This is a genomic window from Chelativorans sp. ZYF759 (genome assembly GCF_012911015.1).
Lineage (GTDB): Bacteria > Pseudomonadota > Alphaproteobacteria > Rhizobiales > Rhizobiaceae > ZYF759.
In genome coordinates, this window is record NZ_WVVV01000022.1 from 1 (window position 1) to 19,496 (window position 19,496).

Here is a 19,496-nt window from a genome sequence, read left to right on the forward strand (position 1 = left end):
GCTCGGGATCTGCCTGCCGCTCACCCACCGCGCGATCGTGGAATACCGCGCCGAGGTCGGCCACGGCCTGATCGAGCACGAGATCGTGCACGTCTTCGAAGGCCACCTCCCCCGCCCGGTCCTGCCGACCGCCTTCGACCGCGCGGAAGTGGCCGAACTGCGCTGGGCCACCGTCGCCCAGCTCACCCGCGAGATCGCGGCAAACCCGCAGGCCTTCACCCCCTGGCTCAGGATCTATCTCGAAAGATGGAACGAGCTCGATTTGACCGCGGCCTGACACCCCAGAAACGCTGCCTGACCGACGCGGCGAGCCAACCACCAGGCGCGGTGGCTGGATATCTGGCGGCGTGGCGACCTCAAGAAAAAAGCGGTCCGGAACGGCCCTGGAGGGACCAGGCCGTTCCGGCCACCTCATGCCAGGGTTCGGGGCGCGATGCCCTTGAACGGTGGCGGTGACGCCGGCGGCGGATAAGGACGCAGCTCCGCCCTTCCGGCTCCGGCCATCGAACCTGCCGCGTGCGGCCTTCAACGCACGCGGCAGGTCCAATTCGTAGGCTCAGCCTGGCGTGAGCCCGTGCTTGATGCCCCACGAGAACCAGTCGTCGACGACGGTGCCTGTGAGCAGGATGCCAATGCCACCCGTGAGCGGGCACAGGATCGCAAACCACCAGGCCCAGCGATGGATCGATTCCATCGTGGCGTTGAAGCCCATGGTCCAGCGCCAGAACAGAGCAGCGCGCTCGGAGGCCGTTCCGCGATCGACAATCTGCTCGATCTCGCGCTCGCCGCCGAGCCGACTTACGGCCAGGATCGTGGCGCCATGCATGGCAAACAGCACCGCCGAGCCATAGAGGAAGGCGATCGAGAGCATGTGGAACGGGTTGTAGAACAGGTTTCCGTAGACCAGCGAGAAATTGTTGGTCCAGTCGAGATGCGGGAAGATGCCGAAAGGTACTGCCTCGCTCCAAGAACCCATCAGCACCGGCCGGATGAAGCCGAGCACCAGATAGAGGAAGATCGCGGCTGCAAAGGCCCAGGCCACATGCGTGCCCATGCCGAGTTCGCGTGCGCGGACATACATTCGTCCCCACCAGAGAAGGATGGAGGTAGTCAGGAAAAAGCCCGCCATCAGCCACCAGCCACCCTCTTGGAGCGGGGGCATGACCGACAGGCCATGTTCGGGCAGCGGCGGATCGAGCGAGAGCCAGAAGAACTCGCGCATGAAAGCGAGCGGACTCCAGTTCACCGAAGCCAGCATGTTCAGCCCGATGATCTCAATGGCGACAAAGCCGCAGATCAGCGAGGCGACCCCCAGCGTGCCCAGATAGATGGGGCCGATCTGAGCGTCGCCGATCTTGCCCATCCAATAGGAGAAGATCGGTTCGCCCTCGCGTTCCCAGGGACCCGGTTGCAGCGGGACGCCCATGTCGGGCCCGCCCCGGATTTGAACGCGTGTGAAGATGTTCTGATACTCGACCATGACAAATCTCCTCCGCTCACGACCAGATCGGGACGCGACGCCACCAGTCCCACCACTCGAGCCAGGTGGCAGTCCACAAGGGGCCGCTGATGATCATACAGACCGCGCTCCAGAAAGAGGCGGATACGGCGAGGAACAGGCCCAGGCGGTGGATGCCCAGCGTGCCGATCGAATAGCCGATCGTATCGCGGAAATAGCTGTTCTCGTGTTCGGCCGTCTTGACCGTCTCGCCCTTCCTCGGATTGGTCGCCGACAGGATCAGGCCACCATGCAGCGCCAGCGCCAGCGTCGTCGTGAAGAAGAACGTAATGGCGATCATGTGCGCCGGATTGTAGTGGAAGTTGCCAAACTGGTAGCCGACGTTCGACACCCAATCGAGGTGTGTGATGATGCCGTAGGGAAAGCCCTCGCTCCAGGCGCCCATGGCGATCGGCCGAAAGATGACCAGCGTGACATAGGCCAGGATGGCAAAGGCAAAGGCCCAGGGCACGTGCATGCCCATGCCAAGCTTGCGCGCGATTTCGGCCTGGCGCAGGGCCCAGGAGCCGAAGGCGCCGACCGCGCAGATGGTGATGACCTGCCAAAGCCCTCCTTCCTTCAGCGGGGCAAAACTCAACCCGTATTCACGCACGGGTGGATCGATGGAGATCTGCCAGAGGTTCCAGGTGGGGCCGAGTGAGGCCCCATAGACGATCAGCAAGGTCCCCACCGCGGTGAAGAAGATGGTCGTGATGCCGAAAAAACCGACATAAAAGGGGCCGACCCAGAAATCGAACAGGTCTCCGCCGATCAGTGTCCCTCCCCTGACGCGGTATTTTCGCTCGAAGCTCAGCATCGCCATGTGCGCTCTCCCCACAGAGGGTGTTCGGGAGGGCGCGAACCGCGCCCTCGAAGGGTGGCTGCGGGCGGCGGCCGAGGACCGGTCGCCCGCGCCTTTCTTGTGTCGACCCTGCCCGGACGGCTGCCCGGGTCAGGCCTGATCGACGACCAGTTCGATGGTCGCCGGGTTCGCGGAAGATACGTTCCGCGGCCCTTCGAGCCAGTTGAAGCGGTCGGTGCTGAGCAGGATGAAATGAATCACCAGTGCCAGCACGAACAGGAAGGTGAACAGTGCGATCAGCGACCGGCGCGGATCGAACAGTAGCCAGATTCTCCACATCTCTCTTCTCTCCTACGTCACGATTGACAGGAGCGCGCTCGCGACGGGCATGACGCCTTCCTCGAGCGATGCGTAGCCCTGGGGACCGGGAAGCCACGGCCGCCACATCCAGGCAAGGATGTGTGCGACGACCGCGACGATCACGAACACCATGAAGCTACTCATGAAGACGGAGTGAAACTCTCTGGCCTCAGCTTCCGAAAGGCCCGACAGGGACCCCTCTCTAACAGCCATCGTTACCTCCTACGGTTTGGCCTTTCGGCCATATGCCGGATGGCGGACCATCCAGCGCCAACGCCCTGAACCAAGAAGGCCGGGACGCTTTCCGTCCGGTTGCCCGGCCGGAAAAGAGATCCGCTCATCGAAAGACGAACGGAATGCAGGATGCCGCGACGACGCGCGCCTCGGCAAAGACGGATCGCCGCTCGCCAGCTGCTCGGCCGGCACCCAGCAGGCGCGACACGATCACGCCGACAAGCAGCAGCGGGTAGGAGATGCAGAAGAGGAACCAGTACTCGCGGCGCTGCGAACGACGCCGTTCGGCGTAGCTCGGCCTGCGGTCGAAATCGGCAATGGCCATGTCCATTCCTCCTGTCCTGCCGGAAACGGAATAGTCCCGGCGAAGTCTCTCATGCCGGCTCGGCCGTGCGCCCCAGCGCCTGCCGTGCCCTCGTCAACCCGACACGCGTTTCTCCCGCCGCGCGGGCCAGTTCCTCGATGCGGTCGCGCATCCGCTTGGCCGCCGAAATACGCACCAGCACCGGCTCCGCCTCGACGCTGGCGTCGAGAAGGGCGCGGGCTTCCTCGTCCCAGGGCAGCTCGCGATGCAGCCGCGCGGGCGTCGCCTCGACGCGGTCCATGTCGGTGGCCAGAGGCAGGATCCGGAACAGCGCGTCGAACAGCGCGTTGCAGACTTCCTGGATGACATAGGTGGCGCCCGCGTAGCCCATGAAGGGCGTACCCGTGTGGCGCCTGATGATGGCGCCGGGAAAGGAGGCCGGGATGTAGGCGGATCGCCCTCCAGCTTCGGCCGCGTACATGCGCTCGTTGAAGGAGCCGAAAAGCACCATCGGGTGCTTTTCGTGGATCGCCTTGCGAACCGCGTCGTTATCGGTCTTTGCCCCGGCCCGCCGTGCGATGGCGAAGGCGCAGGGGAGGCCCATATCCTCTTCGAGGAAATGGCGCAGGCCGCGCGCGTAGGTCTCGGAGGCGACCACGCCAAAACTCGCCGTGGCGTAGAAATCCTGGGTCACCGAGCGCCACAGATCCCAGATCGGCTTGATCGTGGTCATCTTCTCGGCGTCGATGAAGGGTTCGGGATCCAGCCCGGTCAGCTCACCAAGCTTGCGCAGGAAGGCTGTGGTCGAATGCAGGCCGATCGGGGCCTGGAGATAGGGCTTGTCCAGCGCCTCGCAGAGCTTGCGGCCGAATTCGCGGTAAAGACAGATATTGACGTCGGCCTCGGCCAGCCTCGACACCTCGGACAAATCGGCCCCAAGCGGGAAGACCAGATTGACCTTACAGCCGATGCCTTCGACGAGACGCCTGATCTCGGCAAGATCGGAAGGCATGTTGAAGGTGCCGTAGATCGGACCGATGATGTTGACGCGCGGCGGAGCACCCTCGGGGCGCGGCTTCGGCTTCTTGGGCCGCTTCTTCTCGCCGAACTCCTTCCACAGCCACAGCATGGCGCGGTCAGCGCTCTGCCACTGGTCCTCGTCGATGGTGCGCGGCAGGAAACGCACGATGCGCGTGCCTTCCGGCGTGACCCCGCCGCCGATCATCTCGGCAATCGACCCGGTGACCACCACGGCGGGCTTGGTCGGATCGAGGGTCGCATGGGCACGCTTCATGGCCTGTTCGGTGCCGGTCTGGCCGAGTTCTTCCTCGCCCAGCCCCGTGACGACGATCGGCAGTTCATGCGGCGGCAACGCGTCGGTGTAGTGGAGCACGGCCGTGACCGGCAGATTCTCGCAGCCGACCGGACCATCGATGATGACCTGCAGCCCCTTAACGGCGCTGAAGACATAGACAGCTCCCCAGTAGCCGCCGGCGCGATCGTGATCGAGGACCAGCATCAGAAGTCCTCCATCTTGACGGAGGCCTTGGCGTCGACCTGGGCGGCGGCGGGCGCTTCGGCCGATGGCAGGCTGTCTCGATCGTGCCACACACCGGCCTTCCGGTCCGTGCCGATATCCTCGAAGAAGGCCTTCATCGTGTCGAACCGGCCCTTGCCGGAAGCCGCCGCATTGACGACCGTGGCGAGCGAACCAGGTCCCGCCGGCCCCATCAGGGGGCGGGCAGAGATGAGGTTGGTGAAGTAGAGGGCGGGGATCGCCTTCTGCTTGGCGTGCTGGACGACCGGCGTGGTGCCGATGGCGAGATCCGGTTCAAACCCATCCACCGCGGCGAGATCTGTTTCCAGCGATGCGCGGAACTCGACATGGATGCCGCGGGCGCACAGCCATTCGGCATCGGCCTCGTTCCATCGCGTCTTCGGGCAGGCGGTTCCGACATAGCGCAGATCGGCACCCGCCTCGGCGAGCAGGCGGCCGACGATCAGTTCGGAGCCTTCATAGCCCGACAGCGTGATGCGCGCCGTGATGGGAGCAGCGGCAAGAGCGCCGCGGATAGCCGGCAAAATGCCGTTCAATGCCGCATCGACCTTGGCGCGGCCGACACCGCAGGTCTCGCCAATCGCGCCGAGCCAGGCGGCGGTGCCCTCGACCCCGACCGGCGCGGAACCGACAACAGGCCTGCCGGCACTCTCGAACTCGCGGATCGAGGCGGTATAGAAGGGATGGATTGCGGCAACGACTGCGCAGTCGAGCGCGGCATAGAGCTCGCGCCATTCGCGTGTCGGCACGACGGGACCGGGTGCCAGGCCAAGCGGTTCGAGCATGCGCCCGATCGAGACTGGATCAGCCGGGAATATCTCGCCCAGCAGGGTAACGGTCGGTAGGGCGGAACGGCCCGTCGCAGGGGCCTGGACTGGACCGCTGGCGGCTTCCTGACGCGCATAGGCGAGCATGGCGCCGGCCAGGACGTCCTTGGCTTCGGCATGGGTCGGCACGCCGAACCCCGGCACGTCGATGCCGATGATGCGCACGCCATTGATTTCTTTCGGGAGTGCGCGCAGCGGGATGCCGGAGGCTGTCGGCACGCAGAGATTGGTGACGACGACGGCATCGTAGAGCTCGGGATCGGCCAGCTTGTGCACGGCTTCGCGGATGTCCTCGTAGAGCTTGCCCGTGACCAGCGTTTCGGAATCGAATGGCACGTAGCCAACGGTTCGCTTGGCGCCGTAAAAATGCGCGGTGAAGGTCAGGCCGTAGACGCAGCAGGCCGACCCCGACAGGACGGTGGCGGTGCGCTTCATGCGCAGGCCGACACGCAGCGACCCGAAGGCGGGACACATCGATTGCGGCTGGTCGTGCGGCCCTTGCGGGTAGTCGGCCTTGAGCCGTTCCATCAGTTCCGCGTTGCCGGACGTTGCGGCCGCGCGGCGCATTTCGTCGGCACCGCCGTGGCAGCCGGCGCCGTCTGCGGCCATTTTCGCGGTTACGGGGGCGGAGCCTTGATGCGGGCTGTCCGCATTGTCGAGTTCAACCGTCGCCGAGCCATCATAGACGATTTCGGATTTCGACGGTGGCTTCGTGGCCTTGGGATCAGGGCGGACATTCATCGGATGCTGCCTCAAACCTGATCGTAGACGATTTCGAGGGAAGGCTTGTCGATCACGATGCCGCCGCGCATGTCGGCCTGGCTGGCGGGCTCCAGCACGACATTGCCACCCACCATCTGGCTGGAGAACAGGCCGAGCAATCCGTCCTGGTCGAGCGGTGTCGGGCGCTGCGGCTGGGAGGAGGCGACGTTCTCGGCCAGTTCGGCAAAGAGCGGACCCCAGCGACCATCCGGCTTGCCGATGATCTGGTAGTTGGCGCTCTTGCGGCGGATGTCCTCATCGGCGGGGATGGTCGCCAACACGGGGATGCCGACAGCTTCGGCAAAGGCTGCCGCCTCGCCCGTCCCGTCATCCTTGTTGATGACCATGCCGGCCACGCCGACATTGCCGCCGAGCTTGCGGAAATAGTCGACAGCCGAGCAGACATTGTTGGCGACGTAGAGCGACTGCAGATCGTTCGATCCGACGACGATCACCTTCTGGCACATGTCGCGGGCGATCGGCAGGCCGAAGCCACCGCACACCACGTCACCCAGAAAGTCGAGCAGCACGTAGTCGAAGCCCCATTCGTGAAAGCCCAGCTTCTCGAGAAGTTCGAATCCGTGGATGATGCCGCGCCCGCCGCAGCCGCGGCCGACTTCCGGGCCGCCGAGCTCCATGGCGAATACGCCGCCGCTCTTGAAGCAGACATCGCCGATGGCGACATCCTCCCCGGCCGCCTTCTTGCGCGCCGAGGTCTCGATGATGGTCGGGCAGGCCCGTCCGCTGAACAGAAGTGAAGTGGTGTCGCTCTTGGGATCGCAGCCGATCAAGAGTACGCGCTTTCCCTGCTGCGCCATCATGTGGGAGAGATTGGCCAGCGTGAAGGACTTGCCGATGCCGCCCTTGCCGTAGATGGCGATGATCTGGGTCTCGGATTTCGCCTCGCCCTCATGGACGGGATCGGGCTCCATCGCCGCCTCGGCGCGAACGCTCTCGACCAGGGCCATCAGGCCGTTCTCGGTCGCCTTGAAGGGTGCGTTCATGAGGGTTTCCTCCAGTCCAGGACCATTTTCAGGCAAGCCGGGTCATCAAAGGCCGTGCGATAGGCCTGCTCGACTCCGGTCGGGGTGCCTGTGTGTGTGATGAGCCCCCTGAGCGACAGCGCACCCGTCTCGATGAGATGGGTGCAGGAAGCCAGATCTTCCGGCCGCCATTCCGCCGCGACGCGCAGCCTTACTTCGCGCATGAAGGCCGGCGGGAACGAGAACGAGACGCGCCGGTCGTAGAAGCCGGCCAGCGTGATCTCGCCGCCTTTTGCCAGTCGACCGATCAGCGCATCGAAAATGTCGGCATCACCGCTGACGTCGCAGACGCGATGATAGTCGCGCCGCTCGTCCTCCGCCGGGTCGAGCAAGGCGTAACCTTCGGCGCCAGAGCGCCGCTGTGGATTGACTTCCCATACCGTGGGCGGTTTGCCGCCGGTGGCGATAACGGTTCTCGCGATCAGCCTGCCAAGTGCGCCGTGACCTACGATCAGCTCCGGCGGGCGCAGCCGCTCGGGATCAATGGCGTGCCAGGCGGTCGCGGCCAGCGCAACCAGGATCGCCTCGTCGCCGATCGCCTGGCTGAGAGGCGCTGTCCGTCGGCCGGGAACGACAAGATGCGAGGCTGCACCACCGAAGAGGCCGCGGACGTCGCCGAAACAATTCGCCCCCGGCACGAAGACGCGGTCGCCGGCTCTGCGTTCTGAGGCAGGCCCCGCTTCGACGACGGTTCCAACCGTCTCGTAACCAGGAACCAGCGGATAGGCCATGCCGGGAAAATGGGGCATCTTGCCGGACCACAAGAGTTTCTCGGTGCCGGTCGATATGCCGCTGGTTTCGACCTGGACTACGACATCGTCGCGGCTCGGATCGCAGATCGCGAGATCGGCGATTGTGATGCATCCGGGCTTTTCGAGAACAACGGCCTGAGACTGCATTCCTGGCTCCATGTCGGCGCCCCTTTTTGGGCGCACAGGGCTTGTGTTGTCAGAATAGCTTTACGGTCATAGGTGTCAATCTTTTTATACACTTCTCGATGTGGAAAGCCGTTGACGGACGTCATGACGCTGGTTTGCGGCCGACAACAATCCTTGCGATCAACGGTGTAGCCGTTCGCACTTCGCGCATTTTTTCGAAGCCGGCCTGCGCCATCAGTTTCCCGATTTCGGCTATACGGCGCGGCCGACCCTGCCCCATCGCCAGCAGGTAAAAACCGAAATAGGCATCCCCCGAAGCCTCCGCGCCCCGCGTGGCTGCCATCGGCTCCGCGACGACGATCGTGCCGTCTCCACACAGACCGGCATAGGCGGCTTTCAAGATGCTCAAGGCAGCGGAATCGTCATGATCGTGCAGCACCCGAACCAGCGTCGCGATATCCGCACCGCGTGGCATCGGGTCTTCGAAGACGCTGCCGTCATGGACAGCAATCCGGCTTTCGAGTCCCGCCTGCATGATCCTGTCCCGGGCAATCTCGGCAACAGGCGGCAGGTCGAACAGGTCAATGCCCAGGTGCGGGTTGCGCCGGGCAGCCTCCATCGAGAAGGCGCCGCTGCCGCCGCCAATATCGAGCAGTTGCCTGTGGGTCTTCATGGGCAGGGCATCCAGCACCTCGCGCGCCACCATCTCTTGCGAACGCGCCATGAGCTGCGAATAGGAACGCGCGGCCGCCGCATCGTGGGACTCGCCGCCCGCGTAGGACCAGAATTGCGACAGTTTAGTCGCCCGCTCGCCGCGAAGAAGCGCAACCGGATCAGCCAGATCTTCATAGAGCATCTGGTGGTGCGCGATCATGGCGAGCACGCCATCGTTGTCGACAAGGGCGGCACCGGTCTCGCCCAGCCGGTAGCGACCGTCCGCATCCATGGCTGCGAGGTCGAGAGCGACCGCGGCGTTCATGAGTCGCAAAGCACGCTCTGCCGGAAGACCCGTATGCCGAACGATCTGGGCCAGGTCATTGGACCCGGCATGGAGCGCCTGCACCAGGTCGAGCCTGACGAAGGCTGCCAGCACCTGGGAATAGACGAAGCCGGCTGCCAGATCGAACAGCACCCGGGTGCGGCGGCGCGCCATGGGCCGCGTCAGCGGAAACGCTGCGGCGAACTGTCGAAAGGCCGGTCTGGCAACGAGACGCACGCGAAAGTGGCGCCAGCGATCATGCAGGATGCGCACCAGAGACCGCGAGGCGGGCTGCATCATGGGGACCGCACGCCCTGGCACCCGACCGCTCATGCCGCCGCGCGGGCGGCCTCCTTGGGCAAGAAGCGCGCAGACTGGGCATGAATCTGAAGCCGCAACGCCGGTGCGCCAGGACAGTCCGGTACCGATTCGGCCGCTTCCGCGATGAGCGCCTTGAGATGCCGCGCAGCGCCCTCGACGCCCATGCGTTCGACGATGTTCGGACGCGAAAGCGCTTCGTCCTGACCGACAGGCTTTCCGATTTCTTCCGGGCTGCACAGCACGTCGCGCAGATCATCGGCAGCCTGATAGGCTTCGCCAAGACGGTGTCCGAGCGTTGACCAAGCTTCCGCAGGGTGCCCCGCCGCCGCCGCCCCTGCCATGGCCGCGCCCGCAAACAAGGCCCCCGTCTTGGCCCGCTGGTAGATGGCGAGGTCGACCACTGACTCGCTCTCCCATCCCTGCCCTGCGACGATACCGTGCGGCATTCCCACGGAACGTGCCAGGACGGCCGCCAGCGCGGCCGAACGCAGCGGGTCCACGACCGCCATGAGCGCCGTCGTTTCGAAGGCCAGCACGATCAGGGCGTCACCTGCCAGGAGGGCAAGCGGTTCGCCGAAGGCGGCATGGACCGAGGGCTTGCCGCGACGTGTGCCGGCATTGTCGAAGCAGGGCATGTCGTCGTGGACGAGCGAGGCACAATGAAGGAATTCGACCGCCGCGGCTGCGGCGTCGGGCAGGCCCGGAGGGCACTCGCCACAGGCAGCGGCGACCGAAAGGGCCAGCCTCGGCCTGATCCGCGCTCCGCCGGGGAAAACGGCATGGCGCATTGCCTGTGCAAGCCGGTTCGGCGCGGCCGATCCCGTTACGCGGGCCACCGCCCGTTCGAGAGCCTCCTCGATCCGCAGGGAAATCTCGTCCTTGGCCATGACTTTCAGCTCCCATTGTCAACTCCATTGGTCTATAGTGCATGTAAATCTACCTTTACACAAGTGAGAGGACAGGAAGCCGGACATGCTGGACAGACACCCAACGGGCGCCCCCCGGATCGTTGTGATCGGGGCAGGCATTGGCGGTCTTGTCGCGGCGCTGCTGCTGTCTCATGCCGGCTTTGAGGTGACCATCGTCGAAAAGTCGGCCCGGCCGGGCGGCAAGGTGCGAACGATCGAGGCCGGCGGGCTACCGGTGGATTCCGGCCCGACGGTCCTGACGATGAAGCCCGTATTCGACGCCATCTTCGAGACCGTGGGAGCCCGGCTGGCCGATCATGTCCGGCTGATGCGGGCCGAAATTCTCGCGCGCCACGAATGGCCCGACGGTTCGATGCTCGACCTCTTCGTCGATACCGATCGCACGGTGGACGCCATCGGCACCTTGGCGGGTAACGTCGACGCGGCCGGCTATCGTCGTTTCGCCGCGCGCAGCGCCGAAGTCTTTGCCACACTCGACCGCAGCTTCATGCAAGAGACCGAGCCCGGGATCGGCAAGCTGATTGCCCAGTCCGGCTTGGGAGGGCTCCCTGCCCTTGCCCGCATCCAGGCCTTTTCGACGCTCTGGAGCGTGCTTGGAGGCTATTTCCGCGACCCGCGCCTGCGTCAGCTTTTCGGGCGCTACGCCACCTATTGCGGGTCATCACCCTTTGCCGCCCCCGGGCCGCTGATGCTGGTGGCGGATGCGGAAAAGCAGGGCGTCTGGCTCGCGCGCGACGGCATGATCGCCCTGCCGGAGGCCATTGCCGAACTGGCGCGCCGGGAAGGCGCACGGTTCCTGTTCGGGCAGGAGGTCGAGCGCGTAAACATCAGCGAGGGCCGCGTCGTCGGCATTCGAACCGCGAACGGCAGCGAGATCGGCGCCGAGGCCGTCCTCTTCAATGGCGATCCCACCGCACTCGGGATCGGCCTGCTCGGGGATCGGGCGAGGGCCGCCGCAGCCGCCTGGCCGAGGTCTCGACGGTCACTTTCCGCCCTCACGCTCTCGCTTGCCGCGCGCGCCCGGGATTTCCCCCTGGTGCGCCACAACGTCTTCTTCTCAGCCGACTACCGGGCCGAGTTCGATGCCATCTTCGCCCACGGTCGCCTGCCCGAGGATCCTACGATCTATCTGTGCGCGCAGGATCGCGATGACCGCGGCCGCAGGCTCGGCGACACGAGCAGGGAGCGGCTCTTCATGATCGTCAATGCGCCCGCCACGGGCGATGCCGGAAACCCGACGCCAAGGGAGATCGAACGATGTATCGAGCGCATCATGCAACGCTTGTCAGAGGCAGGGCTGAAGCTGGAGATCGATCCCGGCGCTATGGTGGCGACCGACCCGAAAGCGTTCCATCGCCTGTTTCCGGGAACGGGCGGTGCGCTGTACGGCCGATCCTCCCACGGGTGGATGGCTTCATTCCAGCGGCCGACAGCGCGGACCCGGATCCCGGGTCTCTACCTGGCCGGGGGCGCGACCCATCCCGGCCCTGGGCTGCCAATGGCCGCGCTTTCGGGCCGACACGCGGCGCGGATGATCCTGCAGGACTGCGCTTCGACGGCGCGGTACCACACGGTGGCTATGCCTGGTGGTATGTCGACGCGCTGAGCGGCGACCGGCGCCATGCGCTGACCATCATCGCATTCATCGGGAGCGTCTTTTCTCCCTGGTATGCCGCAGCGCGCCGCCGCGGCCGCGGCGACCCGGAGAACCATGTCAGCATCAACGCAATCCTCTATCGCCCCGAAGGCAAGAAGTGGGCGATGACCGAACGCGGGCGAGGCGACCTTCACCGTTCCGCCCGCCATATCGCCATCGGCCCGAGCAGTCTGCGCTGGTGCGCAGGCAAGCTGATCATCGAGATCGACGAATGGACTGTTCCGTTGCCGGGACGGCTGCGCGGAACCGTGGTGATCGACCCCGGACCCATCTTCGGCGAGGTCCATGCGCTCGACAGCGCCGGCCGTCACCGCTGGAGGCCGGTCGCACCGCTGGCACGGGCCGAGGCACATTTCACCGCGCCAGATCTCGCCTTCTCCAGCCATGCCTATCTCGACATGAATGCGGGCGACGAAGCGTTGGAGAATGGCTTTTCCAGCTGGGTCTGGTCGCGTTCCGCCTTGCCAGGCGGCGGCACGGCCATCTTCTACGATGCCGTCGCACGCACGACGACCGGAGCCTCGATCGCCAATTCCTACGCGCCCGATGGCACGGTGACGCCGCTTGCACGGCCGCCACTTCGCGAATTGCCGGGCTTGCTCTGGCGGGTCGAGCGTTCGGCCCGTTCTGCGCAGCCCATCGACGCGGCAGGACTGAAGAACCTGGAGGACACGCCCTTCTACACGCGCAGCTCGTTTTCAGCGACGATCGAGGGGCAGGCGTGCCCCACCATCTCAGAGAGTGTCGACCTCGACCGTTTCGCCGCGCGATGGGTGCAGGGTCTGCTGCCCTTCAAGATGCCGCGCTGGTCGAAGTGAAGGTTCAGTTCGACTGGTCGTCGCCGTTTCGGCGCAGCTTTTCCTCCCGATCACGATCATAGCGTCGCAGATTGCGCAGTTCGCGTATGCCGAAGAACAGCGCAAGGCCGAGGACCAGCGAGAGCTCGAGAAAGATGATGAGTCCCGAACTCATCCCGCTGCCGTGCTGCGACGCTCGAAGCGCGCAAGCAACTCGATCATCCGCGTGGTGCGTGCCTGAACGTTCCACCACTGCGGCAGGGGGTCGTGCCATACCGTGCGCCGCGAGCGCACGACGGCATCGATCAGGAACCGGGCTTCCGCCAGAGCGGGTCCGCCAAGTCCGTCCTGGACCGAATGAGGTTGTGCGGCGGCGCGGCCCAGCAAGGCCAGCTTCCGGCCCTTGGCCACCACTGCGCGCTCGCGCAGCGGGTCGATGCCTTCGCAGATCAGGCGCCCAATCTCGCGATAAAGGAGCCGTGCCGCGGCAATGCCGGTGCGCGAGCCGGCCGGCAGTGCACCTATGCCAGGCCGGGCCTGGCCATACAGTCTTTCGGCTTCACCGAGCAGATCGACGATGACCGCGCGAAGGGCTGGCGTGGAGCGTTTCATGACGCCGATTTCGACCGGCGAGAGGCCAGCCGTCCTCAGCTGCGAAAGCGGCAGGTAAATCCGGCCATTGCGAGCATCCTCGCCGACATCTCGGCAGATATTGGTCAGTTGCATGGCCACGCCAAGGTCACACGCTCGTGCCAGCACTTCCGGCTCGCGCCTGCCCATGACGAGTGTCATCATGACACCCACGGTGCCAGCAACCCGCATCGCGTAGCCGACCAGATCCGACAGAGTTTCGTAGCTGCGTCCCTCCACATCCCATTCCAGCCCCTCGACCATGGCATCTGGTATGGCGCGCGGGATCGCGAAATCTCGAACGACATCGGCAAAGGCCCGTTCGACGAAGCTGTCGGCCGGGCGACGGGCGTAGATATGATCGAGCGCGCGCCGGATCTCGGCGATTGCTTCGGGACCGCTGCCGCCCCCATCGACCATGTCGTCGGCCATCCGGCAGAACGCATAGACGGCATAGGCGGGCTCGCGTGCGGCGGCGGGCATCAGCAGCGAAGCAAGATAGAAAGATTTCGAGCCTTGTCGGATCGACTGTCGGCAGGCGGCACAATCGGCCGGGGTGGCGAAGGGTCTAGCGGGCGAACTGACTGGCATGGGGAACCACCTTGTCGAGAATGCGTGCAGAGGACAACACGCCCGGAAGCCCAGCGCCTGGATGCGTGCCGGCTCCGACCAGATAGAGCCCTTCGATACCTGAATTACGGTTGTGCGGCCGAAACCAAGCGCTCTGCGTCAGAACCGGTTCAAGACCGAAGCCCGCGCCGCGCTCCGACAGGTAGTCGTCCTGGAAGTCGCGCGGGGTGATGAAATGGGACGTCAAAAGGCGCTTGCCGAGGCCGGGCAGCACGGTCTCTTCAAGGCGCTGCTGGATGGCTGCGCGGCGCCGTTCCGCCTCGGATTCCCAATTGGTCGATCCGTCCAAATTGGGTACGGGACAGAGCGCATAAAACGTATCGCATCCTTCCGGAGCGACGCTTGGATCGGTCGCACTCGGACGGTGAAGATAGAGCGAAAAGTCCTCGGCTAGGCGCTTGCGAGCGAATATGTCGTCCAACAGCTCGCGGTATCGAGGACCAAGCAGAATGGTGTGGTGCCCGACATCCTCGTAACGTCCGCGGACGCCGAAATACCAGACGCAGAGTCCCATGGAATACCGCGCGCGTGCCAGGCGCGCCCTGTCGGCCAAGGCCACGGCGCTTGGTTCCAGGAGCTTGCCGAGCGTCCAAGCCGCATCGGCATTGGAGACGACGATATCGGCGGACAGGCTCTGGCCATCGGCCAGCTTGACCCCGCTGGCCTTGGCGCCACGCGTCTCGATCCGCGTCACCTCGACACCGGTGCGGACCGTACCGCCCAATTCTCCAACCAGCGCCGCCATTCCCTCGACGAGACGGCCCACACCGCCCAGGGGATAATGGACACCCCAGCGGCGTTCGAGCGCCGGGATGAGGCAGTAGATTGCGGGTGCACGGAACGGGTTTCCGCCGATCAGGAGCGGGTGGAAGCTAAGCGCGGTGCGCAGCTTGGGGTGGCGTACATATCGCGCCACCAGCCCGTGGACGCTGCGGTAGCCTTCCAGACGCAACAGGTCAGGTACGATTCGCGCCATGTCAGCGACCGAGCCGAAGGGCTGGTCGCCGAGTTGCTCGAAGCCGATCCGACAAATGTCGTCCGCCTTTGCCATGAAGCGCTGATAGCCATCGAGGTCTGAAGGCGCGACCCGCAAGACTTCCCGGCGCATCCATTCCGCGCTCGCACTGACGGAGATCTCGTCACCATCGTTGAAGCGGATGCGGTAGAATGGGGAGAGTGCGCGAAGCTCCACATCTTCCGCAAGTTGCCTGCCGGCAAGCTGCCACAATTCCTCGAACAGGAACGGTGCCGTGACGATGGTCGGTCCGCGATCGAAGGTGAAGCCGTCGCGCTCCAGCACGCTGGCTCGTCCGCCCAATCGCTCAAGTCGCTCAAGCACCGTTACGCGCCAGCCGCGTGCACCCAGCCGAATGGCCGCCGCCAGCCCGCCGAAACCGCTGCCAATGACGACAGCATGCGGGCGGTGGTCATCCATATCGAAGGTGCAGGTCAAGGGCCGGACATGTGTCAACATCAATGGACACTACTTGAGTATCTCATCATTGACAATTCTCGGTCGCACCTCGGATGTGAATTGTCACTTCATCGATGATGACCCGAGCGACGTCAGCCGGCCTTTCTTCGTGGACGAGGTGTCCTCCTTCCAGTTCGACCAGCCTCGCGGCTTCGAGGCGTCTGGCCAGATCACGAGCCTGGGCAGGCGCCACCGCACGATCGTTCACGCCCGTCACCAAGAGCAACGGCACGTCCATCCGCGGCAGCCGCCGCTCCAGCCAGTCCAACTCCCAGTTCGCCATCATGCCGAGCGTGGCCGCGACGTGGCCGGGCTTGCGGAACAGTCTCGCGTAGAATTCGATACCTCGGGCATCGATGACCGACCCGGTGCCCTCCAGCAGTTTGCGGGTGGCGCGCATGTCTTCCGCCCGCCAGGAGAATATCCGCGGGGCCAGCGGGTTGAGGAAGAGTAGCCGTGCCAGGGGCCCGAAGAGCCCGGCACCGCGCATGGGAAGCAGGGCGCCGTTCAGGGCCACGAGGGTTTTCGGCATGGCGAGGCGCTCGATGACCATGGCGGCGAGGATGGCCGCGCCGGCCGAATGGCCGACCGCAACGTCGGGCCTGATGTCGAGCTGCCTCAACAGGCCATCGACGAGGCCGGACATTCCGCGCAACGACAGGCCCGCGGATACGGGCATCGCGGTGAAGCCATGGCCAGGCAGATCAGGCGCGATGACCCTGAATCGCGTGGCCAGAAGCGGCAGCAAGCCGCGCCAGCTGTGTGTCGCCGCTCCGGTTCCGTGCAGGAGGAGAAGTGCCGGCCCCTCGCCCGCCATCTGTACATGCCAGCGCAGTCCACCGGCTTCCACGAAACGGCTCGTCTCGCGGTTGGGCCAGTCCTTCCCTTCCACATCCCATCGCGGATGGTCCTGACGGAATCCCATGACGGCTTCAGCCTTTCATGCGCTCTGAGAGGACCGCTGAGATCCGGCCGGCGCCGCCGCGGGGCAGAGGAACATATTCGGCGCCCAGTTCGTTCGCCAGCGCTGCGACCGCGGGTTGAGGTCGTCCGCCCGTATCGATGACGATGCTCCTCAGCGCCATGCCACGGAAGCGCCGCGCGGCCTCGCGCATGTCGCTCATCGCGCGATCGCGACCGCCTGCTCCATCGAGGGCGACATTTGCGCGGCCATCCGTCAGGAAAATGGTGATTGCATCGCGTCCGCGCTTGTCCTGCGCCCGTGCAAGCCTCGCCGCAGCGATGATGCCGGCGGCGAGCGGTGTTCCACCCCCGCCCGGCAGCGCAGAGAGCATCTTGCGGGCGCGCGCCAGTGAACGAGTCGGTTCGAGCAGAACCTCGGCTTGGGTCCGGCGATATGCGATCAGCGCCACCTCGTCGCGACGGACGTAGCATTCGGCCAGAAGCAGTTGCACTGCGCCCTTGGCTTCCGCCAGGCGGGCGACGGCGGCCGAGCCAGAGGCGTCGACGGCAAAGATCGCGGTGGCGCCGCGCCGTTCGGCATAGCGCTTGTTGCGCAGGTCGGACATCCGAATGCGCAAGGTTTCATCTTTTGCCCGGCCACGCAGGCCCTGCCAGGGAGCCGCCGCTCTGAGCGTGGCCAGAATGTCGAGCCTCACACCTGCGCGCCGGGGGCTGGCAATCGGCGCCAGTGGCCTGCCACGCTTCGCGCTGGCCGCTGTCCTGCCGCTGCCGCCCCCGCGATCAGCTGCCATGCGCACCTTGTTTGCGAGCATGGCTGCAAGCAGACCGTCCGGCAGTTGCGCCGCAGCTGCCTGCAACACGATGTCCTGCAGCTCTCCCCGACTGTCTTCGGCTCGACCCTCTTCGGGCGGCGCTTGTTCAGGCTGGGGCGGCTCCTTCTCCTGCGGGGCGGCGACTGCCTCGGCAAGCCGCTGTGGGCCCAGCGCCAATCGCGCCGCGGTTGCCGCGTCCTCGACCGCGATCTCGTCAGCACCGCGCAAAGCCGCGACCGCGCGGGCCGCGCGCAGAAGAAACAGCGATCCACGCACCGAGGACCAGCCACTTGCGAGGGCAAGACCAACCAGCGCGGCGACGATATCGTCTGCCACCGCAACCGCGTTCACGCGCGCCTGCGCGGCAATCACCGCATGCCGGTCGCATTTCTCGGAGCCGATATCACGATAGCCGATTTCTTCGAGCCTGATCGACAGGCCCAGGCGGTCGGCCAGTGCCGCCGGAATTGTCTCGTCGTCCTCAATGCCCTCGTCGAGGGCGATCAAGCCAAAGCGGGCTTGCAGATCGCTTGAAAAGCCCTCCCGCTCCACCTTCACCAACCCGCAATCCATCGCGGCGGCGATCAGCGCGGCACAGCTGGCACTCGTGCGCTCGGCCATGGCCAACACGAGAACGCCGCCATCGACCGCGGCAAGCAGCCCGAAGCGCATGACCGGTTTTCCGGTCGCAAGGGTTGCGGAAAAGTCGAGGCCGCCCACGAGACTCGCCTCGTCGGGCGAAGCCGCCACGCGACTGAAGCTCGCGCCGGGGGGAAAGAGTTCGCGCACCCATCGCAGCCATGCCTCGCGCACGGGGCCAGCCCTCGCCCGCACCCTGATTCCGCCCAGTCCCATGGGGTCGATCGCCAAAAGCTGCGCAGCCAGAAGCGCATCATGCCATGGGCCGGGGTGCGAGGCGTTCATCCCTCGGAGAGTTCCGACAGCGCCCGCTCGATTCGCGCGGTGGAGCCGGATTCGTCCAGGGGGTCGCGGCGAAGGCGGTGGCGCAGCGCGCCGGGCGCAGCCGCCACCATATCGGCGACCTCCACGTGTTGGCGGCCAGCCAGTGCCGCGGTGGCGCGGGCGACGCGCAGCAGCGTGAGTTCGCCGCGCAATCCATCCACACCAAGCTTGAGGCATAATTTCGAGGCGAAAGTCAGCGCCGCGTCGGGGCATTCGACTTCGGGCAGAAGCGCCTGGGCCTTGCGGATGCGCGTGCGCAGCCGGCCATCTCCACGCTTGAACCGTTCCATGAAAGTCTGCGGATCCCGCTCGAAGGCGTCACGGCGGCGTACGACCTCGATGCGCTCGGCGATATCCGAAGGAGAGCCGACCTCGACCGAGATGCCGAAACGGTCGAGAAGCTGCGGCCGCAATTCGCCTTCCTCGGGATTGCCGCTTCCGACCAGAACGAAGCGTGCGTCGTGGCGCACCGACAGACCTTCGCGTTCCACGACGTTAATTCCCGACGCGGCGACGTCCAGCAGTAGATCCACGATGTGGTCTTCAAGAAGATTGACCTCGTCGATGTAGAGGAACCCGCGATGTGCGCTCGCCAGAAGCCCGGGCTCGAAGGACTTGCGGCCATGGACGAGCGCGGCCTCCAGATCGAGCGCTCCAACCACCCTGTCCTCGCTGGCGCCCAGCGGCAGATCGACCACAGGAACCGGGATGCGTCGGTACCTGGCGGTGCCCCTGGCTCCGCCCCCGCAGTCAGGACATGTGCCGGAGGGCCTGTCCGGATCGCAATTGAAGCGGCAACCTTCCACGGCCCTGATCACCGGAAGCAGGCCCGCCAGGCCGCGCACAGCGGTCGTCTTGCCGGTGCCCCGGTCACCCAGCACCAGAATCCCTCCGATTGTCGGGTCGATCGCGGCCAGCAGCAGCGCGCGCTTCATTTCCTCTTGCCCGACTATGGCCGAGAAGGGATAGGCGCGATTGCGGGTACCGGTACGGCTCACGTAGGCAAAGGTCATTCGTCACCCTCCCGACCGGAGCGGGCCAATTCGTCTCGCGGTTCGACGATTGTCGCCCTCGCCCATCAGATTTGTCAATCTAACTTTACATTCACTCTTGA

At 65.4% G+C, this 19,496-nt stretch carries 19 protein-coding genes and 1 pseudogene; 3 read left to right on the plus strand and 17 right to left on the minus strand.

Annotated elements, in window-relative coordinates:
- Window positions 1-277, plus strand: a pseudogene (locus GRZ55_RS21655) (isopentenyl-diphosphate delta-isomerase); the annotation flags it as partial.
- Between the two features lie 279 nt (window positions 278-556).
- On the opposite strand, the gene pufM reads toward GRZ55_RS21655, so the two are convergent.
- The 11 genes from pufM to GRZ55_RS21710 all read right to left on the minus strand — a co-directional run bounded on the left by pufM (window position 557) and on the right by GRZ55_RS21710 (window position 10,453).
- On the minus strand, window positions 557-1,480 hold the full coding sequence (gene pufM, locus GRZ55_RS21660; RefSeq protein WP_169289033.1) for a photosynthetic reaction center subunit M: 924 nt from the start codon (window positions 1,478-1,480) through the stop codon (window positions 557-559).
- A gap of 16 nt (window positions 1,481-1,496) precedes the next feature.
- Entirely contained in the window at window positions 1,497-2,321 is an 825-nt protein-coding gene (gene pufL, locus GRZ55_RS21665) for a photosynthetic reaction center subunit L (RefSeq protein ID WP_169289034.1), read from the minus strand.
- A gap of 129 nt (window positions 2,322-2,450) precedes the next feature.
- Window positions 2,451-2,639, minus strand: coding sequence for a light-harvesting antenna LH1, alpha subunit (pufA, locus tag GRZ55_RS21670; RefSeq protein WP_169289035.1), 189 nt, complete (start codon window positions 2,637-2,639; stop codon window positions 2,451-2,453).
- Between the two features lie 12 nt (window positions 2,640-2,651).
- Window positions 2,652-2,873, minus strand: coding sequence for a light-harvesting antenna LH1, beta subunit (pufB, locus tag GRZ55_RS21675; protein WP_169289036.1), 222 nt, complete (start codon window positions 2,871-2,873; stop codon window positions 2,652-2,654).
- Window positions 2,874-2,997: 124 nt separating this feature from the next.
- Window positions 2,998-3,219, minus strand: coding sequence for a hypothetical protein (locus tag GRZ55_RS21680; RefSeq protein ID WP_169289037.1), 222 nt, complete (start codon window positions 3,217-3,219; stop codon window positions 2,998-3,000).
- Window positions 3,220-3,268: 49 nt separating this feature from the next.
- Window positions 3,269-4,717 carry a chlorophyllide a reductase subunit Z gene (gene bchZ, locus GRZ55_RS21685; RefSeq protein WP_169289038.1) on the minus strand — a complete coding sequence of 483 codons (1,449 nt, stop codon included), beginning with the start codon at window positions 4,715-4,717 and terminating at the stop codon, window positions 3,269-3,271.
- Window positions 4,717-6,192 carry a chlorophyllide a reductase subunit Y gene (gene bchY, locus GRZ55_RS21690; RefSeq protein ID WP_210257477.1) on the minus strand — a complete coding sequence of 492 codons (1,476 nt, stop codon included), beginning with the start codon at window positions 6,190-6,192 and terminating at the stop codon, window positions 4,717-4,719. Before bchY ends, bchZ begins: the two co-directional genes overlap by 1 nt.
- Window positions 6,193-6,335: 143 nt before the next feature.
- On the minus strand, window positions 6,336-7,349 hold the full coding sequence (locus GRZ55_RS21695; protein ID WP_210257474.1) for a chlorophyllide a reductase iron protein subunit X: 1,014 nt from the start codon (window positions 7,347-7,349) through the stop codon (window positions 6,336-6,338).
- Window positions 7,346-8,287, minus strand: coding sequence for a chlorophyll synthesis pathway protein BchC (gene bchC, locus GRZ55_RS21700; protein ID WP_169289040.1), 942 nt, complete (start codon window positions 8,285-8,287; stop codon window positions 7,346-7,348). Before bchC ends, GRZ55_RS21695 begins: the two co-directional genes overlap by 4 nt.
- Before the next feature lie 121 nt (window positions 8,288-8,408).
- Entirely contained in the window at window positions 8,409-9,545 is a 1,137-nt protein-coding gene (locus GRZ55_RS21705; RefSeq protein ID WP_169289041.1) for a methyltransferase, read from the minus strand.
- 29 nt (window positions 9,546-9,574) lie between these two features.
- Window positions 9,575-10,453, minus strand: coding sequence for a polyprenyl synthetase family protein (locus GRZ55_RS21710; RefSeq protein WP_169289042.1), 879 nt, complete (start codon window positions 10,451-10,453; stop codon window positions 9,575-9,577).
- 85 nt (window positions 10,454-10,538) lie between these two features.
- Between GRZ55_RS21710 and crtD the strand changes: the two genes are divergently transcribed.
- Both crtD and GRZ55_RS21720 read left to right on the plus strand, forming a co-directional pair.
- Complete coding sequence (gene crtD, locus GRZ55_RS21715; RefSeq protein ID WP_169289043.1) at window positions 10,539-12,101, plus strand: 1-hydroxycarotenoid 3,4-desaturase CrtD; 1,563 nt, start codon at window positions 10,539-10,541, stop codon at window positions 12,099-12,101.
- Between the two features lie 155 nt (window positions 12,102-12,256).
- The gene (locus tag GRZ55_RS21720; protein ID WP_210257475.1) at window positions 12,257-12,970 is read left to right on the plus strand and encodes a hypothetical protein; all 714 of its coding nucleotides are present in this window, start codon (window positions 12,257-12,259) and stop codon (window positions 12,968-12,970) included.
- Window positions 12,971-12,974: 4 nt separating this feature from the next.
- Here GRZ55_RS21720 and GRZ55_RS21725 read toward each other — a convergent pair whose 3' ends face one another.
- The 6 genes from GRZ55_RS21725 to bchI form a co-directional block, all read right to left on the minus strand.
- On the minus strand, window positions 12,975-13,124 hold the full coding sequence (locus GRZ55_RS21725) for a hypothetical protein (RefSeq protein WP_169289044.1): 150 nt from the start codon (window positions 13,122-13,124) through the stop codon (window positions 12,975-12,977).
- Window positions 13,121-14,170: a phytoene/squalene synthase family protein gene (locus GRZ55_RS21730; protein ID WP_169289045.1), complete on the minus strand. Its 1,050-nt coding sequence runs from the start codon at window positions 14,168-14,170 to the stop codon at window positions 13,121-13,123. Before GRZ55_RS21730 ends, GRZ55_RS21725 begins: the two co-directional genes overlap by 4 nt.
- The gene (gene crtI / locus GRZ55_RS21735; protein WP_169289046.1) at window positions 14,148-15,644 is read right to left on the minus strand and encodes a phytoene desaturase family protein; all 1,497 of its coding nucleotides are present in this window, start codon (window positions 15,642-15,644) and stop codon (window positions 14,148-14,150) included. Before crtI ends, GRZ55_RS21730 begins: the two co-directional genes overlap by 23 nt.
- 64 nt (window positions 15,645-15,708) lie before the next feature.
- The gene (gene bchO, locus GRZ55_RS21740; protein ID WP_169289047.1) at window positions 15,709-16,608 is read right to left on the minus strand and encodes an alpha/beta fold hydrolase BchO; all 900 of its coding nucleotides are present in this window, start codon (window positions 16,606-16,608) and stop codon (window positions 15,709-15,711) included.
- A 7-nt stretch (window positions 16,609-16,615) separates the two neighbouring features.
- The gene (locus GRZ55_RS21745) at window positions 16,616-18,343 is read right to left on the minus strand and encodes a magnesium chelatase subunit D (protein WP_169289048.1); all 1,728 of its coding nucleotides are present in this window, start codon (window positions 18,341-18,343) and stop codon (window positions 16,616-16,618) included.
- Window positions 18,340-19,395, minus strand: coding sequence for a magnesium chelatase ATPase subunit I (bchI, locus tag GRZ55_RS21750; RefSeq protein ID WP_169289049.1), 1,056 nt, complete (start codon window positions 19,393-19,395; stop codon window positions 18,340-18,342). Before bchI ends, GRZ55_RS21745 begins: the two co-directional genes overlap by 4 nt.
- Between the last annotated feature and the right edge of the window lie 101 nt (window positions 19,396-19,496).

What these genes read in the sequence shown, in the direction of transcription:
- pufM (WP_169289033.1), bottom strand. Translation starts at nt 1,480, where the DNA reads ATGGTCGAGTATCAGAACATCTTCACACGCGTTCAAATCCGGGGCGGG.
- pufL (WP_169289034.1), bottom strand. Translation starts at nt 2,321, where the DNA reads ATGGCGATGCTGAGCTTCGAGCGAAAATACCGCGTCAGGGGAGGGACA.
- pufA (WP_169289035.1), bottom strand. Translation starts at nt 2,639, where the DNA reads ATGTGGAGAATCTGGCTACTGTTCGATCCGCGCCGGTCGCTGATCGCA.
- pufB (WP_169289036.1), bottom strand. Translation starts at nt 2,873, where the DNA reads ATGGCTGTTAGAGAGGGGTCCCTGTCGGGCCTTTCGGAAGCTGAGGCC.
- GRZ55_RS21680 (WP_169289037.1), bottom strand. Translation starts at nt 3,219, where the DNA reads ATGGCCATTGCCGATTTCGACCGCAGGCCGAGCTACGCCGAACGGCGT.
- bchZ (WP_169289038.1), bottom strand. Translation starts at nt 4,717, where the DNA reads ATGCTGGTCCTCGATCACGATCGCGCCGGCGGCTACTGGGGAGCTGTC.
- bchY (WP_210257477.1), bottom strand. Translation starts at nt 6,192, where the DNA reads ATGGCCGCAGACGGCGCCGGCTGCCACGGCGGTGCCGACGAAATGCGC.
- GRZ55_RS21695 (WP_210257474.1), bottom strand. Translation starts at nt 7,349, where the DNA reads ATGAACGCACCCTTCAAGGCGACCGAGAACGGCCTGATGGCCCTGGTC.
- bchC (WP_169289040.1), bottom strand. Translation starts at nt 8,287, where the DNA reads ATGCAGTCTCAGGCCGTTGTTCTCGAAAAGCCCGGATGCATCACAATC.
- GRZ55_RS21705 (WP_169289041.1), bottom strand. Translation starts at nt 9,545, where the DNA reads ATGATGCAGCCCGCCTCGCGGTCTCTGGTGCGCATCCTGCATGATCGC.
- GRZ55_RS21710 (WP_169289042.1), bottom strand. Translation starts at nt 10,453, where the DNA reads ATGGCCAAGGACGAGATTTCCCTGCGGATCGAGGAGGCTCTCGAACGG.
- crtD (WP_169289043.1), top strand. Translation starts at nt 10,539, where the DNA reads ATGCTGGACAGACACCCAACGGGCGCCCCCCGGATCGTTGTGATCGGG.
- GRZ55_RS21720 (WP_210257475.1), top strand. Translation starts at nt 12,257, where the DNA reads ATGACCGAACGCGGGCGAGGCGACCTTCACCGTTCCGCCCGCCATATC.
- GRZ55_RS21725 (WP_169289044.1), bottom strand. Translation starts at nt 13,124, where the DNA reads ATGAGTTCGGGACTCATCATCTTTCTCGAGCTCTCGCTGGTCCTCGGC.
- GRZ55_RS21730 (WP_169289045.1), bottom strand. Translation starts at nt 14,170, where the DNA reads ATGCCAGTCAGTTCGCCCGCTAGACCCTTCGCCACCCCGGCCGATTGT.
- crtI (WP_169289046.1), bottom strand. Translation starts at nt 15,644, where the DNA reads ATGGATGACCACCGCCCGCATGCTGTCGTCATTGGCAGCGGTTTCGGC.
- bchO (WP_169289047.1), bottom strand. Translation starts at nt 16,608, where the DNA reads ATGGGATTCCGTCAGGACCATCCGCGATGGGATGTGGAAGGGAAGGAC.
- GRZ55_RS21745 (WP_169289048.1), bottom strand. Translation starts at nt 18,343, where the DNA reads ATGAACGCCTCGCACCCCGGCCCATGGCATGATGCGCTTCTGGCTGCG.
- bchI (WP_169289049.1), bottom strand. Translation starts at nt 19,395, where the DNA reads ATGACCTTTGCCTACGTGAGCCGTACCGGTACCCGCAATCGCGCCTAT.